Origin of the sequence: Sphingomonas sp. PP-CE-1G-424, from assembly GCF_004341085.1 — a bacterium.
Taxonomy (GTDB): Bacteria; Pseudomonadota; Alphaproteobacteria; order Sphingomonadales; family Sphingomonadaceae; genus Sphingomonas.
In genome coordinates this window covers 116,399-132,472 of record NZ_SLXW01000003.1, presented here as the reverse complement: position 1 = coordinate 132,472, position 16,074 = coordinate 116,399, and the positions used below count along the sequence as shown (strand labels likewise).

At 66.5% G+C, this 16,074-nt stretch carries 13 protein-coding genes; 5 read left to right on the top strand and 8 right to left on the bottom strand.

Features of this window, described 5'->3' with window-relative positions:
* Positions 1-71: 71 nt before the first annotated feature.
* Genes glf through C8J43_RS10815 form a run of 4 tightly spaced genes read left to right on the top strand, consistent with a single transcriptional unit; the run spans position 72 to position 7,801 of the window.
* Complete coding sequence (gene glf / locus C8J43_RS10825; protein ID WP_243645521.1) at positions 72-2,387, top strand: UDP-galactopyranose mutase; 2,316 nt, start codon at positions 72-74, stop codon at positions 2,385-2,387.
* Positions 2,384-4,447 (top strand): glycosyltransferase, encoded by a 2,064-nt coding sequence (locus C8J43_RS22180; RefSeq protein ID WP_207893378.1) that lies wholly within the window; start codon positions 2,384-2,386, stop codon positions 4,445-4,447. The genes glf and C8J43_RS22180 overlap by 4 nt, the downstream gene beginning before the upstream one ends.
* On the top strand, positions 4,440-5,540 hold the full coding sequence (locus C8J43_RS22175; RefSeq protein WP_207893377.1) for a zinc-binding alcohol dehydrogenase: 1,101 nt from the start codon (positions 4,440-4,442) through the stop codon (positions 5,538-5,540). The genes C8J43_RS22180 and C8J43_RS22175 overlap by 8 nt, the downstream gene beginning before the upstream one ends.
* The gene (locus tag C8J43_RS10815) at positions 5,537-7,801 is read left to right on the top strand and encodes a glycosyltransferase family 4 protein (RefSeq protein ID WP_133030915.1); all 2,265 of its coding nucleotides are present in this window, start codon (positions 5,537-5,539) and stop codon (positions 7,799-7,801) included. Before C8J43_RS22175 ends, C8J43_RS10815 begins: the two co-directional genes overlap by 4 nt.
* An 80-nt stretch (positions 7,802-7,881) precedes the next feature.
* Here C8J43_RS10815 and C8J43_RS21905 read toward each other — a convergent pair whose 3' ends face one another.
* Positions 7,882-8,040, bottom strand: a complete 159-nt coding sequence (locus tag C8J43_RS21905; protein ID WP_165899606.1) for a hypothetical protein — start codon at positions 8,038-8,040, stop codon at positions 7,882-7,884.
* 226 nt (positions 8,041-8,266) lie between these two features.
* Here C8J43_RS21905 and C8J43_RS10810 point away from each other — a divergent pair, with 226 nt between their 5' ends.
* The gene (locus C8J43_RS10810; RefSeq protein WP_133030914.1) at positions 8,267-8,863 is read left to right on the top strand and encodes an alpha/beta hydrolase; all 597 of its coding nucleotides are present in this window, start codon (positions 8,267-8,269) and stop codon (positions 8,861-8,863) included.
* A gap of 9 nt (positions 8,864-8,872) precedes the next feature.
* On the opposite strand, the gene C8J43_RS10805 is transcribed toward C8J43_RS10810, so the two are convergent.
* From C8J43_RS10805 to C8J43_RS10775, 7 genes are read right to left on the bottom strand one after another with little or no spacing between them, the layout of a single operon-like run.
* Positions 8,873-9,691, bottom strand: a complete 819-nt coding sequence (locus tag C8J43_RS10805) for an NADPH-dependent oxidoreductase (RefSeq protein WP_133030913.1) — start codon at positions 9,689-9,691, stop codon at positions 8,873-8,875.
* A complete protein-coding gene (locus C8J43_RS10800) occupies positions 9,688-11,073 on the bottom strand; it encodes an LLM class flavin-dependent oxidoreductase (protein WP_133030912.1) in 1,386 nt (461 codons plus the stop codon). The genes C8J43_RS10805 and C8J43_RS10800 overlap by 4 nt, the downstream gene beginning before the upstream one ends.
* Positions 11,070-11,810 carry an ABC transporter ATP-binding protein gene (locus tag C8J43_RS10795; RefSeq protein ID WP_133030911.1) on the bottom strand — a complete coding sequence of 247 codons (741 nt, stop codon included), beginning with the start codon at positions 11,808-11,810 and terminating at the stop codon, positions 11,070-11,072. Before C8J43_RS10795 ends, C8J43_RS10800 begins: the two co-directional genes overlap by 4 nt.
* Positions 11,807-12,709, bottom strand: coding sequence for an ABC transporter permease (locus C8J43_RS10790; RefSeq protein WP_243645520.1), 903 nt, complete (start codon positions 12,707-12,709; stop codon positions 11,807-11,809). The genes C8J43_RS10795 and C8J43_RS10790 overlap by 4 nt, the downstream gene beginning before the upstream one ends.
* Positions 12,710-12,717: 8 nt before the next feature.
* Positions 12,718-13,821 (bottom strand): ABC transporter substrate-binding protein, encoded by a 1,104-nt coding sequence (locus C8J43_RS10785; protein WP_133030910.1) that lies wholly within the window; start codon positions 13,819-13,821, stop codon positions 12,718-12,720.
* Complete coding sequence (locus C8J43_RS10780; RefSeq protein WP_133030909.1) at positions 13,821-14,798, bottom strand: TauD/TfdA family dioxygenase; 978 nt, start codon at positions 14,796-14,798, stop codon at positions 13,821-13,823. Before C8J43_RS10780 ends, C8J43_RS10785 begins: the two co-directional genes overlap by 1 nt.
* Before the next feature lie 47 nt (positions 14,799-14,845).
* Positions 14,846-15,805: an aldo/keto reductase gene (locus C8J43_RS10775; RefSeq protein WP_133030908.1), complete on the bottom strand. Its 960-nt coding sequence runs from the start codon at positions 15,803-15,805 to the stop codon at positions 14,846-14,848.
* Positions 15,806-16,074: the final 269 nt, after the last annotated feature.

Here is a 16,074-nt window from a genome sequence, read left to right as displayed (position 1 = left end):
GTCAGGTTTGAGGTGTGGGCTTAGGTTCGATCGACAACGCGGATAACCGCGGATTTGCGGATTGGAAGAGCGTGCACGGTATCGGACCTATTCTCACGCCCTCGAACTCCGACGATGCCGCCCCGCCGCCGCTGATCTGCTTCTCGCACCTGCGCTGGGACTTCGTCACGCAGCGCCCGCAGCACCTGATGAAGAGGTTCGCGCAAGCCCAAAGCGTGTTCGTCTGGGAAGAACACATTCCCTGCGATCATCCGCTGCCGTTCCTCGAACACCACCCGTTTCCCGCCAACAATGTAATCGCGTTGCGCCCACGGTTGCCGCATTGGTGGAACGCCGAGCAGGTCGAGGCGGGCTTGCGGCAACTCCTCGACATGCTGGTCGCGACGAGCATTCGCGCCAAGCCTTTGCTCTGGTTCTACACGCCGATGATGCTCCCGTTCGCTGAGCATCTCGACGCCGCCGCGGTCGTCTACGACTGCATGGACGAGCTATCAGCGTTCCGCTTCGCCGACCCCGCCCTACTCGATCGCGAAGCGCGGCTGCTCGCGCGTGCCGACCTCGTCTTCACCGGCGGCTACAGCCTCTACGAAGCCAAGCGCGGCCGCCACCGCGACGTTCACGCCTTCCCCTCGGCGGTCGACGTCGCGCATTTTGCACAGGCCCGCACCGGCAATATCCAACCCGAAGACCAGCGCCACATCCCCGGCCCGAAGCTCGGTTTCTTCGGCGTCATCGACGAACGCATCGACCTCGCATTGCTCGACGCGGTCGCCGCCGAGCGCCCCGACTGGTCGTTCATCATGATCGGCCCGGTCGTGAAGATCGACCCCGCGCATTTGCCGCGCCGCGCCAACATTCACTGGCTCGGCGGACGCGGCTACAACGAACTCCCGGCGTACCTTTCCGGCTGGGACGTCGCGCTGATGCCGTTCGCGATCAACGCCGCGACGCGCTTCATCAGCCCGACCAAGACCCCCGAATATCTCGCCGGTGGCCTGCCGGTCGTCTCGACCCCGATCGTCGACGTGATCCGCCACTACGGCGACGCCGCGGCGGTCGCGATCGCCGCCGACGCGCCCGCGTTCGTCATCGCCTGCGAAGCCGCGCTAGCCCTCCCCCGCGAAGGCGCATGGCGCGACGAAGCCGACCGCCTGCTTGCCACGCAATCCTGGGACCGCACGCAAACCGCCATGGCCACCGAAATCGACCGCGTCTTAAACGGTAAAAAATATGCTCCCGCCCCGAAACGCGAACGCTACGATACGCTGATCGTCGGCGCAGGGTTCGCCGGCGCGGTCCTCGCCGAACGCCTGGCCAGCGACAGCGGCCAGCGCGTGCTGGTCGTCGACCGCCGCCCGCACATCGGCGGCAACGCGTATGACGAGCATGACGCGGCCGGCGTGCTGATTCACCGCTACGGCCCGCACATCTTCCACACCAATTCCGCCGATGTGTTCGACTATCTGTCGCGCTTCACCGACTGGCGCCCGTACGAACACCGCGTCCTCGCCAGCGTCGACGACAAGCTCGTGCCGATGCCGATCAACCGCACCACGCTCAACGACCTCTACGGCCTGTCGCTCAAGGACGACGCGGAAGCCGCAGCCTTCCTCGCCAGCCGCGCGGAATCGGTCGAGGACATCCGCACCTCCGAAGACGTCGTCGTCGCCGCGGTCGGCCGCGATCTCTACGAGACGTTCTTCCGCGGCTACACCCGGAAACAATGGGGCCTCGACCCGTCCGAACTCGACCGCGCCGTCACCGCGCGCGTGCCGACCCGCACCTCGACCGACGACCGCTATTTCACCGATAAGTTCCAGGCGATGCCCGCGAACGGCTACACCCGGATGTTCGAGGCGATGCTCGACCACCCCGGCATCACGCTCGATCTCGGCGTGGAATATCGCGACGTGATCGAGCGCGTCGACGTCGACCACATCGTCTTCACCGGACCGATCGACGAATATTTCGACTTCCGCTTCGGCAAGCTCCCCTATCGCAGCCTCCAGTTCCGCCACGAGACGCACGACGTCGCGCAGTTCCAGCCGGTCGCGGTCGTCAACTATCCCGACGAAGCCGTGCCGCAGACGCGCATCACCGAATACAAGCACCTTACCGGCCAGCTCCACGCGAAGACCAGCATCAGCTACGAATTCCCGAGCGCAGAGGGTGACCCGTATTACCCTATTCCCCGGCCGGAAAACCAGGCGTTGTTCAAGCGCTACGAGGCACTCGCCGACGCGGAGGAAGGCGTGACCTTCGTCGGCCGGCTCGCGACCTACCGCTACTACAATATGGACCAGGTCGTGGGGCAGGCGCTCGCCACCTATCGTCGCATGGTCGCCAAATCCGTCGTCCTCGAAACCCCCGTGATGGCCGCCGAATGACCCGCATCTGCCTGTTGACCGACAGCCTCGCCCCGTCCGGCGTCGGCGCACACATGATGACGCTCGCCGAAGGACTGGGCGGAGACGAGATCGTCGTCGCCGCTCGCGCCGGCACCGGCCTGCTCGAACACGCCGCCGCCAAGGGTTATGCGGTGAAAGCGCTCGACGACGATGCAGGCCTCGCGCGCTGGCTCGACCGCGCCGCGCCCGACATCGTCCACGTTCATGCCGGCATCGGCTGGGAAGGCCATGCAGCCGTCCGCGCCGCGCACGCCGCCGGCGTTCCGGTTATCCGCACCGAACACCTCCCCTACCTCCTCACCGACCCCGCGCAGCGCGACGAGCACCGCGACACCTCGGCCGCGCTCGCACGCCTGATCTGCGTCTCGGACGCGGTCGGCGACAGCCACCGCGCAGCCGGTATCGATCCAGCACTCGTCGCAACAATTCACAACGGCGTGGGCGCGCACAAATCCTCGCGCTCGCGCGACGCCCTCCGCAGCGAATGGGGCGTCGGCAATGCCCCCGTCCTCCTGATGGTCGCGCGCTTCGCCGAGCAGAAGGGCCACGCACTCCTGCTCGACGCGCTGCCCGCGATCCGCGACGCGCACCCGGACGTGATCGTGCTGCTGGCTGGCGAAGGCCCCCTCCTCACACAGACCGCACGCGCGATCGCCGCCAAGGGGCTGGCCGGCACCGTCCGCATGCTCGGCACCCGCAGCGACGTCGCCGACCTGATGACGCTCGCCGACCTGCTAGTCCTGCCCTCCGCGTTCGAAGGCCTGCCGCTGGTCGCGCTCGAAGCGATGGCCGCCGGCCTCCCCGTCGTCGCCACCGTCGCACCCGGCAATGCCGAAGCGATCGAGGACGGCGTCACCGGTCGCCTGACCGCCGCAGATCCGGCAAGTTTCGCCGATGCGGTCATCACGATGCTAGCCGACCGCGACAGCCTGAAAACGATGGCAAGCGCGTCGATCGAACGCCAGCAGGACCTCTTCTCGGCTGATCGCATGATCGCCGACACGCGCGCGGTCTACGCCGCGGTGCAAGACCAAAACACAAGGGGAGACGGCGTGGAGCGGACACGGATCGGGTTCATCGGCGCAGGCGGCATCGCCAACCGCCATTTCGGCGTGCTGGAGCAGTTCGACGACGTAGCGATCGTCGCGGTCGCCGACGTCGACATGGCGCGCGCGACCGAAGCCGCCGCCCGCTTCGGCGCGCGCGCATTCGACGATGCCGCGGCGATGCTGGCCGCGGTCGACCTCGACGCGCTCTACATCTGCGTGCCCCCCTTCGCGCACGGCGAACCCGAACGCCTCGCGATCGAGCACAAGCTCCCGTTCTTCGTCGAGAAGCCCGTCGCGCTCGATCTCGGCACCGCGGAGGACGTCGCCGCCGCAGTAGACCGGCTCGGCCTCGTCACCGCGGTCGGCTATCACTGGCGCTATCTCGACACCGTGGACGAGGTGAAGGCGCTGCTCTCGGCGACCCCCGCACGCCTCCTCTCTGGCTATTGGCTCGACTCCACCCCGCCGCCGCGCTGGTGGTGGAAGAAGGACGCATCGGGCGGCCAAATGCTCGAACAGACGACGCATCTCGTCGATCTGTCACGCTATCTCGTTGGCGACGTCGTCCGCGTCTACGGCCAGTCGGGCCATATCGACCGCGCCGCTTTCCCCGGCCTCGACGTCGCCACCACCAGCACCGCGATGCTCACCTTCGCCAGCGGCGCGATCGCCAACTTCGCGTCCACGTGCCTGCTCAACTGGAACCACCGCGTCGGCCTCCATTTGTTCGGCGAAGGCCTCGCCGTTGAACTCACCGACCGCGACGTCATGATCGACATCGGCCGCGGTCGCCCGGTCCGCGGCACCGGCAGCGATCCGGTCGTGCTGGAGGATCGCGACTTCATCGACGCGGTCCGCGGGGGCGAGAACCGGATCCGCTGCCCCTACCCCGCCGCGCTCGAAACGCTCCGCCTCGCGCTGGCGATCGAACGCTCCGCCGTCGAAGGCCGCGCGGTCGACGTCCGTGAGCGCGAGGTGATCCATGTCTGAGTGGCGCCACGTCCGCTCGCTCGGCGTCGAACGTCCCGGCCAGGCCTATTTCTTCGGCTATGACGAGGCGCCCCCAGGTGACGGCCAAGTCCGGCTCGACCTGCTCTACACCGGGTTCTCCGCCGGCACTGAGCTCACCTTCGTCAAGAACAGCAACCCGTATCTCCACTCCCGCTGGGACGCAGGGCGCGGCGTGTTCGTCCCCGGCGAGCCGAGCGCGCACTATCCGGTGCCGTTTCTCGGCTACATGGAATGCGCGCGCGTCAGCGACAGCCGGGTCGACGATTTCGCCAACGGCGACGTCGTCGGCACCGTCTTCGGGCACAAGACCGGCCACACTGCAGACCCGTTCAACGACCTGCTGACCAAGCTCCCGCCCGAGCTCGATCCGATCCTGGGCATCTATATTGGCCAGATGGGTCCGATCGCTGCCAACGGCATTCTCCACGCGGACGCCGAACTACTCGGCCCCAACGTCGTCAACCTCGGCGACGGCATCCGCGGCCGCCCCGCCTTGGTGATCGGCGCTGGCATCGTCGGCATGTTGACCGCCCTGTTCGCGCAGGCCGCCGGCGCGAGCGAAGTCGTGATCGCCGACCCGTCCCCCTTCCGCCGCCTGCGCGCCGAATGCCTCGGCATCACCGCGATGACCGAGGACCAGGCCTGGGCGTATGCCAAGGCGCGCTGGCTCCACGGCGGCGACGATCGCGGCGCGGACGTCGTGTTCCAGACCCGCGCCGACGCCGCCAGCCTCCACGCCGCAATGCGCGCGCTGAGGCCACAAGGCACGGTGATCGACCTCGCCTTCTACCAGGGCGGCGCCGACCGACTCCGGCTCGGCGAGGAATTCCATCACAACGGCCTCAACCTCCGCTGCGCGCAGATCAACCGCGTCCCCCGCGGCCTCGGCTTCCAGTGGGACCGCCGCCGCCTCGCCAACGAGACGGTGAAGCTCCTCCTCGCGCGCGGCCCCGAAATCCGCGCGCAGCTGATCACGCATGTCGTGCCCTATGACGACGCCCCCGCCTTTATCGCGCGGCTAGTCGGCGAGCGGCCAGAATTCCTCCAGATCGTCTTCAAGGTCGGCGATTGAGTACCGCACTCGTTACCGACGCCCGACCGATCCGCATCCTGTTCGTCTTCGCCTGGCTCGTCGTCGGCGGCGAGGAGACGGAGGTGCGACTGCTCGCTCAGGCGCTCGACCCGACGCGCTACCGGATCGAGGTCGTCGCCTGCTTCCGAAAAGACGGCATGCCCGAGCAGACGCACGCGCAACTGGAAGCGATCGGCGTCCCCGTCGACCGCACGCCCTACGCGCTCGGCTTCGACGAGACCGTCGCCTACCTCGCGAGCAAGCTGCCCGCATACGACGTCGTCGTCTCGTGCCAGAACGTCGCGGACATCTATCCCGCGCTCGAACGCATGCACCTCCGCCCGCCGTTGATCGAGCATGGCGGCCTCGTCTCCGAAGCGCTTGCCGGCCCCAAGCATTTCACCGCGCGCTATGTCGGCGTCTGCGCCTCGATCCGCGACGCCGCCGCCGGCCGTATGCCCGGCCGCGAACACCACGCGATCGAGATCCCGTCGATGGTCGACACGCGCGCCTTCGCCCCCGCCCGTCGCGCCCCCGTACGTGCGACGCTAGGGGTCGCCGAAAACGTACCGCTGATCGGCTGGCTAGGCAGGCTTGATCCGAAGAAGCGCGTCGAGGACTTCATCGAAGCCGCCGCGCTCGTCCACGCCCGCCACCCCCGCGCCAGATTCGTCGTGATCGGCGGACCGGACGCCTTCATCCCCGAATACGCCGCCGCCCTCCGCAACCGAGCGCACGCACTCGGCCTCGACACCGCCCTGACCTTCCTCGGCGACCGCGACGACGTGCCCGACCTGCTCGCCGCGCTCGACATCTTCGTCTGGCTTTCGCGCGGCGAAGGCATGCCGCACGTCATCGCCGAAGCCGGCGCCGCACACCTCCCCGTCATAGCAACGCGAGACAACGGCTCCGAACAACAGATCGTCGACGGGATCAGCGGCCTGTTCGTCCCCCACGAAGACCCGCCCTCCGTCGCTGCTGCGATCACGAAACTGCTCGAAGACCCGGCACTGCGGACCCGCCTCGGCACCGCCCTCCGCGCCAAGGTCGACAGCGAGTACGCCGTCGCCGCCGTCGTCCCCCGCTGGGAAACCCTGTTCGCCGAGGTCCTGTCCGACCGGCCGCCCCTGCCCCACCCAACCGGACTCTTCCGCAGCGTCCTACAAGGCGGCTTCGAATCCTCCACCCACCGCCGCGCACACGATCGCAAGCGCGTCGACGTCATCGCCGCCAGCCATCACGATACGCTCGCCGAGCATGATTACAGCGAACTCGCCAAGCTCGGCATCCTCACCGTGCGCGACGGCCTGCGCTGGCATCTGATCGAACGCGAACCCGGCCGCTACGACTGGTCCAGCCTCGACCGCCAGCTGGAGGCCGCCAAGGCGGTCGGCACCGAAGTCATCTGGGACCTGCTCCATTACGGCTGGCCCGACGACATAGACATCTGGACGCCCGCCTTCGTCACGCGCTTTGCGGCCTTCGCCGCCGCCGCCGCGCGCCATATCGGCCCGGCCGCCCCCGGCGAGACCCGCTTCTACGCCCCGGTCAACGAGATCTCGTTCTTCGCCTGGGGCGGCGGCGACGCAGCCTATCTCAACCCGTTCGCCCGAGGCCGCGGCTATGAACTGAAGGTCCAACTCGCCCGCGCCTCGATCGCCGCGATGGAGGCGATCCTCGCGGTCGATCCCGCCGCAAGGTTCGTCCACGCCGACCCGGTCATCAACGTCATCACCGACCCCGCCCGCCCGAACGACGCCCCCGCCGCCGAAGGCCACCGCCTCGCACAATACCAGGCCTGGGACATGATCGCCGGGAAAGCATGGCCCCAGATCGGCGGCCGCGCGCCATTGCTGGATATCGTCGGCGTCAATTTCTATCACAACAACCAGTGGATCCACGGCGGCCCCCCGCTAGCGTACGACCACCCCCTCAGCCGCCCGCTCCACGCGATCCTCGCCGACGCCTACGCGCGCTATGGCCGCCCGATCTTCATCGCCGAAACCGGCATAGAGGGCAGCGCGCGTCCCGCCTGGCTTCGCATGATCCTGCGCGAGGTCAAGATCGCGCAATCGCTAGGCGTGCCCGTCGAGGGCGTATGCCTCTACCCGATCCTCGACCACCCCGGGTGGGACGACGACCGCTACTGCCCCAACGGCCTCCTCGCCTGCTCGCCGATCGTGAGCGAGCGTATCGCACATGTCGCCCTCGCAGACGTTATTCGGACTTGGCTACTCGAAATACCGTCGGAGAGTATCTGAACGACAGCACGTCCGTTCGCGGCAGGACAGACTGTCAGCATGGCACTTGATGTCGATTGTCAGCATCTAACGTGACAGACCTACTGTCGGTTCTTCCGCCAGCGGTTCGAATAGGTGGCGTCGTCGGCTGGAACGACATTGGGGAAAACGGCACAGTCACCGCCGAATTCAAGCGTCACGACCACACCGCCGACCAGGTCGGCAAGCTCGGGAGCGAAGATGTGCTGTGTGTCTGGCAAGCCGCGATCAGCGCGCGAAAGCCGGGCGCATGATCGCCGTCGGCAGACAGGCAACAACCTCATGCGCTCCACCTCGACAGCGACCGGGCACGCATTCCGTGCAAACCGACGCACTGCCATTGCCTATCGACGCAGTAGGAATATCCTCGTCATCATCACATCCGATCCCGAGTCGGAGCACTCGGCAAATGGCTCGCGACCGTGATATCCTTGTAGGAGCGCTGCTATGACATTGTGGTATCCGGCTTCGATCGATCCCCAACACGCCGTGATCGTCACGGTCAAGGGCGATGCTCCCAAGGCCTTGTCGGTGCCGACGGTGGAATTGGATCTAGCGAAATTCCAGGCCGGGCGCTGGGCGTTGCAGCTCGATGCGGTGTTCGCGCGCCGGCGGGAACCGGCCGTCATCCTCGCCCAGGGGGTCGCCTGCCTTGCGGTGGCGTGGTGGGCGCAATTGTCGCCGCGAAGCTATCTGCACTCGGTTCAGGGCGCGCTGTTCCTGTCGCCGCTGAACATCGGCTTCGGCCAAGAGGCGATTGCGGCGGCGGCGCGGCAAGGGCCTTCGACTCGCCTGCCCTTCCCGTCGGTCGTCGCCAGCGTATCCTATCCGTTCATCGACAGGCTGCTGGCCGTCGCCGACGGCTGGGGCAGTCACGTCATCGAGACCGGCGCGGAGCCGGCAGCGTATCCCACCAATCGACAGGCGGCGCACACCGAGGCCACCGCGCGCTTCCTCGATCTTCTACCGTTGCTGCAAGGCGTCGCCTCGGATGATCGCCAGAGTTCGATCGGTGAGCTCCCTGCCGATATCCTCCCGCGGTAAGGGCGGATGTCAGCGTAACGCGAACCCCAGACCGCGAAGCACGCCCCGCAGGATATGACGCCCTGCCATCGCGTCTGCGCCACGCGTTCGGTCTCCCGCGAGATCGGTCCAGTCGCGTTCCGGCATGCCCTGATCGCGCTGGAACGCACGCAGCGCGATATTATACGCTGCCGCCGCTTCGTCCTGCCGCGATGTCCACTGATACGTCTCGTGAAATAGGACCGAGGCTTGCGGCAGTCTTGGTTTGACCGCGGCGGTACGCAACGGATCGGGCTTGCCGACGACGAGGCCGAACAGGGGAAAGACCCGCGGTGGCAGGTCGAGCTCCGCGGCAACCGCCGACGGCTGGTTGCGAATACCGCCGATGTAAACCGAGCCCAGTCCGAGCGATTCCAGTGCCACCACGGCATTCTGCGCGGCGAGCGCGGTGTCGACCGTTCCGAGCACGAAGCTTTCCAGATAGTCGAGCGCTTGCGGCTGCGTGCCCCGCGCTCGCCCGATCTGCGTCAGTCGGTCGAAATCGATCAACCAGACCAGCAGCAACGGCGCATCGACGATATGCTGCTGATTGCCCGCCAGAGCCGCAAGGCGTGCCTTGCGGGCGGGATGCTGGACCGCGACGACGCTCCAGACCTGAAGGTTGGAGGATGACGGTGCCGACTGCGCCGCTGCGACCAACGTCTCGATGACACCCGGATCAAGTGGCTCGGGCAGATATGCGCGGACGGACCGATGATCGAGCAGCGTCCGGAGCGTTGCGTTGTCCGCGATCGCCACCGGGGCATCCTCGTCGCGATACCGGGTGCGGAACGCTTCGTTCAAGCTCATGCGTGTGCGCCGATCGGCTCGGGCGGTACCGCGGTCCGCGCGCGCGACTTCGAGCCATTCTCCGGACGCTGCAGACCAAGATTCTCGCGTAACGTCCGCCCTTCATACTCCGCGCGAAACAACCCGCGGCGCTGCAGGATCGGCACGACCTGATCGACGAAATCGGTGAGGCCCGTCGGCAGGATCGGCGGCATGATGTTGAACCCGTCCGCCGCGCCCTGCTCGAACCATGTCTGGATGACGTCGGCGATCTGCTCGGGTGTGCCGACGCTGGTGAGGTGCCCGCGCGCCGTCGAAACCTGCCGGTATAGCTGCCGGAGCGTCGGTCGGTCGCGTTCGATCAGGTCGGACACGAGTTTCAGCCGGCTCTTGCTGCCGTTGGTATCGTTCGGCAGCGCCGGTGCGATATCGTCGAGCGCATAGCCCGACAGGTCGATCCCCTGATAATGGCGGCGCAATATGCCCCACGCGATCGACGGATGAACGAGCGACTGCAACGCCTCGTAGCGCGTCGCGGCTTCGGCTTCGGTGCCGCCGAGGACCGGGAATATCCCCGGCATGACCAGCAGATCCTCCGCCCGCCGCCCATATCGCGGCAGGCGCGCCTTGATGTCGGCATAGAACGCCTGCGCGTCGCCCAGGATCAGATTGGCGGTAAAGATCACTTCGGCGGTCCGGGCCGCAAGTTCGCGACCCGGTTCGGATGCCCCCGCCTGGACGATGACAGGATAGCCTTGCGGCGAGCGTGCGATGTTCAGCGGCCCGCGGACCTGAAAATGCTCGCCTTCATGCGCGAGCAGGTGGAATTTGTCGGTGTCGAGGTACACGCCGGCATCGCGGTCGCGGACGAACGCGTCGTCGTCATAGCTGTCCCACAGCCCCTTCACGACATCGATATATTCTTCGGCACGGTCGTAGCGGCGGGCGTGTTCGAGGTGCGCCGGCTTGCTGAAATTGGCCGAGACGTCAGCGCCGGTGGTGACGACGTTCCACCCCGCCCGGCCGCCCGAAATCCAGTCGAGCGACGCGAACTTGCGTGCCGTCGTGTACGGATCCTCGTACGTGGTGGTCGATGTCGCGACGAACCCGATCCGCTCGGTGACCTGCGACAGCGCCGACCAAAGCGTGATCGGCTCGAAATGCGCGGCCTTGGCATTCTGTTTGAAGGTGGCCTCGTCGGTGAAGTCCGCATAGCCGCCCGGACTGTCGGCGACGAAGACCATGTCGAACTTGCCGCGCTCGGCGGTCTGCACGACCTGTTTATAGTGCTCCAGATTGTGGCCCGCATCAGCCTGCGCATCGGGGTGGAGCCATGCCGAGACGTGATGGCCCGTCGCCTGGAGGAACGCGCCGAGACGTAGCTTGCGATCGTGATTGCTCATGCGCTCATCCTTTGCCGGGTGGAATATTGGGTAAGACCATCGGTCTCGACGCCAAGCAGCGCGAGCAGGTCGTGCTGGAGCGTGGCGAACCGGTCGCGCCGGGCCGCGGTATCGGTCGGCAATGCGACGCGGATGTCCGCCACGATGCGCCCCGCGTCGAGCACCACGACCCTGTCGGCGAGTTCGATCGCCTCGTCGACGTCGTGCGTGACAAGCAGCACGGCGGGGTTGTGCGCCGCCGACAGCCGCCGCAACAGGACGTGCATCCGGATGCGGGTCAGCGCATCGAGCGCACCGAACGGTTCGTCGGCCAACAGAAGTTCGGGACGCCGGACCAGCGATCGCGCAAGTGCAACGCGCTGCTGTTCGCCGCCGGATAATTCATAGGGCCAGGATCGTTCCCGCCCCGTCAGCTCGACTTCGGCAAGCGCCTCGCGTCCCCTGTCCCGTGAGTCCTTGCCGTCGAGACCGAGCACGACGTTGTCTAGCACCCGCTTCCACAGCAGCAGCCGCGCATCCTGGAACACGACCGACAGACGATCCGGAACGACGATCTCGCCCGCACCATTCGCCTCGTGGTCGAGACCGGCAAGCGCGCGCAGCAGCGTGCTCTTGCCCGAACCGCTGCGCCCGAGCAGCGCGACGAATTCACCGCGCGCGATATCGAGATCGACGCCGTCGAGCACACCCTTCTGCGTGAAGCGGCGCGTCAGGTTGCGGATTCGCACGACGCTCATGCGCCGAGCGTCCGGCGCCAGGTCAATGCGCGGCGCTGGATCACGCGCACCACGGCATCCGATCCCAATCCCAGGATCGCGTAGACGACGAGGCCGACCAGCATCACGTCGGTCTGCGCGTAATTGCGGGCCAGCGTGATCATGTAGCCGATGCCGCTGGTCGCGTTGAGTTGCTCGACGACGACGAGCGCAAGCCATGCCGCGGTGACGCCGAACCGAAGCCCCAGCAGCATGCCGGGCAGCGCGCCCGGGAGGACGACGTGCCGGATGAACGTCGACCGCCGAAGCCCGAGCGTTTCGGCGAGTTCCACCTGTTTCAGATCGATCGCGCGCAAGGCGCTGTGCGTATGGATGTAGATCGGCGCGAACACGGTGACGGCGATCACGGTGACCTTCATCGCCTCGCCGACGCCGAACCACAGGATCATGAACGGGATCAGCGCGAGGACGGGAATGCCGCGCTTGAGCTGAACCAGACCGTCGATGACATACCCGCCCAGCAAGCTGAGACCCGAGACGAGGGCCAACACAACGCCAACGACCGTGCCGAACGCCAGTCCTTGAGCCGCGCGCCATGCCGACACAGCCAAATTGGTCTGCAGCCGACCGTCGCGCACGAGTTCGATGCCCGCCGTGAGCGCCGTCCACGGCGCGGGCAGGATGCGGGTGTCGAGAAAACCGGTGATCGAGAAGACCGACCAGTATAGCAGCAGGAGCAGCGGCCCGAGCAGCCACCCCCAGGCGCGCGGCGTATCGAGCCCCAGGCGGCGGGTACGCTCGCGACGATCGCGCGCCGCCGCCGCGGTATCGTCGACGGCATCCAGCTTGAAGGTCGATACGGAAGCAACGGTGCCGAGATACGCGGTGGTCATTGCAGCATGGGGAAAGGGTGCGTTCATGACGACTCCTATGGGCCGGAGGAGGCAGCGGCTTCGGCGGCAAAGCCGTCTGCCGCGATGGTTTCGAAGCGGGGATCGAACAATGCCCGCGCATCGAAGCGGGGCTTGCCCATCTGCGGCGCCAGCAGGTCGATCGCACCCTGCTGATACGCGATCGGTTCGGCCCAGCGGCCGGGGATCACGACCTCCCCCTGCGCCGCGAGGATGAGCTTCGCATCGGCGAGCGAAAGCCCTTGTTGTGCGACGTAATAGCCGCGGGCGAGTGCATCGGGATGCGCCTGCTGCCACGCCTGCGCACGCCCCCACCAATAGACGAAACGCTTCAGCGCAGCCGCCTTTCCGGGATCACGCAGGCTATCCAGCGGTACATAGGCCAGCACGGCATCGTCCCGAAAATCCGGATGCGGCAGTGTCCTGGCCCCGTCCCGCGCGAATTTGCGGAGATAGCGATCGGCGACGATCCCGCTGCCGATCGGTGCGACGTCGACCAGATTGCTCGCAAGCGCGCTGGTGTAGACGTCGCCGCCGATGCTCGACGGCAGTTCGACCAACGTGACATCGGCCTTGGTCAACCCGAGCGCCTTGAGCGTCTGCAGAACGATCTGGCCTTGCACCTGGCTGGGACTGAACGCGATCCTTTTACCGCGCAGGTCGGCAAGGCTGCGGATCCTGGCCTTCGGTGCGATGGCGAGGACGAAAGCCGGGTGCCGCGCAGGATCGCGACGCTCGCGGAACGCCACGATCCTGACCGGCAGCCCTACCCAGGTGGCGTGAAGCGGTGGCACGTTCGCACCAAGCCCGACATCCAGCGCCTTTGCGTGGAATGCCTCGGTCACATCGGGACCGCCGGTGATCTGCGCCCATTTCAGCGTGAAGGGGAGCTTGTCCTCCCACCCTAGATGCTCGAACACCCACTGCGTCACGGGATCGCCGACCACCAGCACGGTGCCCTTCGTCACCGAGTCCGGCAGCGGCGCGGTTTCAGGCAATCCTCCTGCCACGGCTGCCGATCGGCGATTGGGGGCAAACGCGAACAGCAACGCGATCGTGACCGCGACGAACGCGGCCAGCGCGATAAAGCCCCAGGGCTTGCTTCTGGCCGCGCGCGGCATCAGCCGAGCACGTTGAACAGTTCGCCTTCCAGCGGCTGCGACACGAACCCGTCCGGCCCGCGCGTCAGATCGCCGGCGACCGTGATCCGTCGAACCGCCCGTGGCAGATCGAAGTGCGAATAATCGATCGGTCCAGCATGTGCGACGGCTTGGTTGTCCCACACCACCAGCGACTTCGGTTTCCAGTGGAACCGTACCTGATATTCGGGCCGCGTCGCCTCGTAGAACAACAGGTCGAGCAGCGCCTTGCTCTCGGGTTCCTTCAGTCCGACGATATGGCTGATCGTCCCCGGATTGAGGAACAGCAGCGTTTCGCCGGTTTCCGGGTGAACGCGGACGAGCGGGTGCAGCGCGGCAAAGGGCCCGGCGGATCGTCCGTCGCGCCGCGGCTTGGCATCGGCGCCATCATAGCCGCTGGTCCGGTGTACGGCCTGAAGTCCGTCGATCAGCGTGCGGATCGGTGCGGACAAGCCTTCATAGGCGGCGACCAGATTGGTGAACAATGTATCGCCGCCGAACGGGGGTATCTCGACGCCTTGCAGGATCGAATACCGGTTTGGATTGGCGACGAAGGTGATGTCGATATGCCAACCCTTATAGTCCCGCGGCGGTTCGCGGCCTGGCGGAGCCACATCGTTGCGATTGCGCCGTGCGCGATATTCCTCGACGCTGCGTTCCCAGATCTCCGGATGATCCTCCAGCCCTTCCGAGATCGGATGCGCCGGCGTCAGCGGCCCGAATGCGCGGCCGAACGCCTTTAACTGGTCGTTGTCGATGTCCTGATCGCGGAAGAACACGACCCGCCAGTCGTGCAACGCCTTCTGGATATCGGCCGCGACATCGGCATTGATCGGCTGGCGAAGGTCGACGCCCGAAATCTCCGCGCCGATCGTCGGCGTCACGGGCGTGACGCCGATGTGGCGGTAACCGAAGCGATCGACGGCTTGTTCGGGGCGAAGCGCAGCTACGTTGCTCATGAGACTCTCCAATCGATTAAACCGAGCTTGTGGATCAGCCCGGCGGCTCAGGCGGGGACGGGTTCTGGCGGCACGAGCTTCAGGCTCTCCGCCGGATAGCGCGCGCCGGCGGTCGCTCCCCGGGGGAAGGCCTCTTCGAGCGCGTCGATCGACTGGTCATCGAGCACCAGACCGTTTGCGGCCCAGTTCGATTCCAGGTGTTCGACGTGGCGCGTACCCGGGATCGGCACGACATCCTTCGACAGCACCCATGCCAGGCTGACCTGTGCGATGCTGGCACCGAGCCGCTTGGCGACCTGTTCTATCGTCGTGCGGCGTTGCGCGTTTGCGGCGACCGCCTCGGGCTGGAACCGGGGATGCAGATGACGCCGGTCGGCGGGATCGGACACTTCGGCACCGGCCAGGAAGCCGCGCCCGAGCGGACTATAGGCGACGAAACCGATGCCGAGTTCGCGGACCGTCGGCAGGATCTCGACCTCGACATCGCGCGTCCACAGCGAATACTCGCTCTGTAACGCGGTCAGCGGGTATGTCGCATGCGCGCGGCGGATGCCGTCGGCGGTCGCCTCGGAAACGCCGACCGCGCCGATCTTGCCCGCGTCGACAAGTCGCCCGAGTTCGCCGATCGACTCCTCGATCGCGATCAGCGGGTCGACGCGGTGCAGATAATAAAGATCGATACGCTCGACGCCGAGCCGCTTGAGACTGGCCTCGACCGCATCGCGCGGATGCACCGGTTCGACGTCGGCACCGCCACCTTGCGGACGATGGACGAACTTGCTGGCGAGAACCACGTCGGCGCGGCGCGACCGGACCGCCTCGCCGACCAGCCGTTCGTTATGGCCGTCGCCGTAGCCGGTCGCGGTATCGAACAGCGTGATGCCCAGGTCGATCGCCCGGTGGATCGTGGCGGTCGAGGCCGCATCGTCCGCCTGACCGTACGTGTTGGACAGCCCCATCGCTCCAAAGCCCTGACGGCTGACGACGAGTTTTCCGAGATTGGGCATGGGCACCTCCTGAGACGCAATTGCTCGTGAACTGTCCAAAGGGTGCGCTTCGGGCTGCTTTCGAGGAACGTAGAAAAGCTTTGCTGGGCGGTAGAATCCATACTCCGCCGATGGGATATTAAAATTCGCGTCTCTTTGGTGTGCACGGACCCGGTTCTAAAACTCGGATGGCCCGCATCTTGCGACTTCTAAGAAGTGATCAATCCACAAACGAACGGCCATCTGCGGCCAGCGGCCTGCCATTGTTCGTAGAAAAACTATGCCGCGGC

Excerpts from the sequence above, each read along its gene's own strand:
- C8J43_RS22180 (WP_207893378.1), top strand. The coding sequence starts at position 2,384 with ATGACCCGCATCTGCCTGTTGACCGACAGCCTCGCCCCGTCCGGCGTC.
- C8J43_RS22175 (WP_207893377.1), top strand. The coding sequence starts at position 4,440 with ATGTCTGAGTGGCGCCACGTCCGCTCGCTCGGCGTCGAACGTCCCGGC.
- C8J43_RS10810 (WP_133030914.1), top strand. The coding sequence starts at position 8,267 with ATGACATTGTGGTATCCGGCTTCGATCGATCCCCAACACGCCGTGATC.
- C8J43_RS10805 (WP_133030913.1), bottom strand. The coding sequence starts at position 9,691 with ATGAGCTTGAACGAAGCGTTCCGCACCCGGTATCGCGACGAGGATGCC.
- C8J43_RS10800 (WP_133030912.1), bottom strand. The coding sequence starts at position 11,073 with ATGAGCAATCACGATCGCAAGCTACGTCTCGGCGCGTTCCTCCAGGCG.
- C8J43_RS10795 (WP_133030911.1), bottom strand. The coding sequence starts at position 11,810 with ATGAGCGTCGTGCGAATCCGCAACCTGACGCGCCGCTTCACGCAGAAG.
- C8J43_RS10790 (WP_243645520.1), bottom strand. The coding sequence starts at position 12,709 with ATGAACGCACCCTTTCCCCATGCTGCAATGACCACCGCGTATCTCGGC.
- C8J43_RS10785 (WP_133030910.1), bottom strand. The coding sequence starts at position 13,821 with ATGCCGCGCGCGGCCAGAAGCAAGCCCTGGGGCTTTATCGCGCTGGCC.
- C8J43_RS10780 (WP_133030909.1), bottom strand. The coding sequence starts at position 14,798 with ATGAGCAACGTAGCTGCGCTTCGCCCCGAACAAGCCGTCGATCGCTTC.
- C8J43_RS10775 (WP_133030908.1), bottom strand. The coding sequence starts at position 15,805 with ATGCCCAATCTCGGAAAACTCGTCGTCAGCCGTCAGGGCTTTGGAGCG.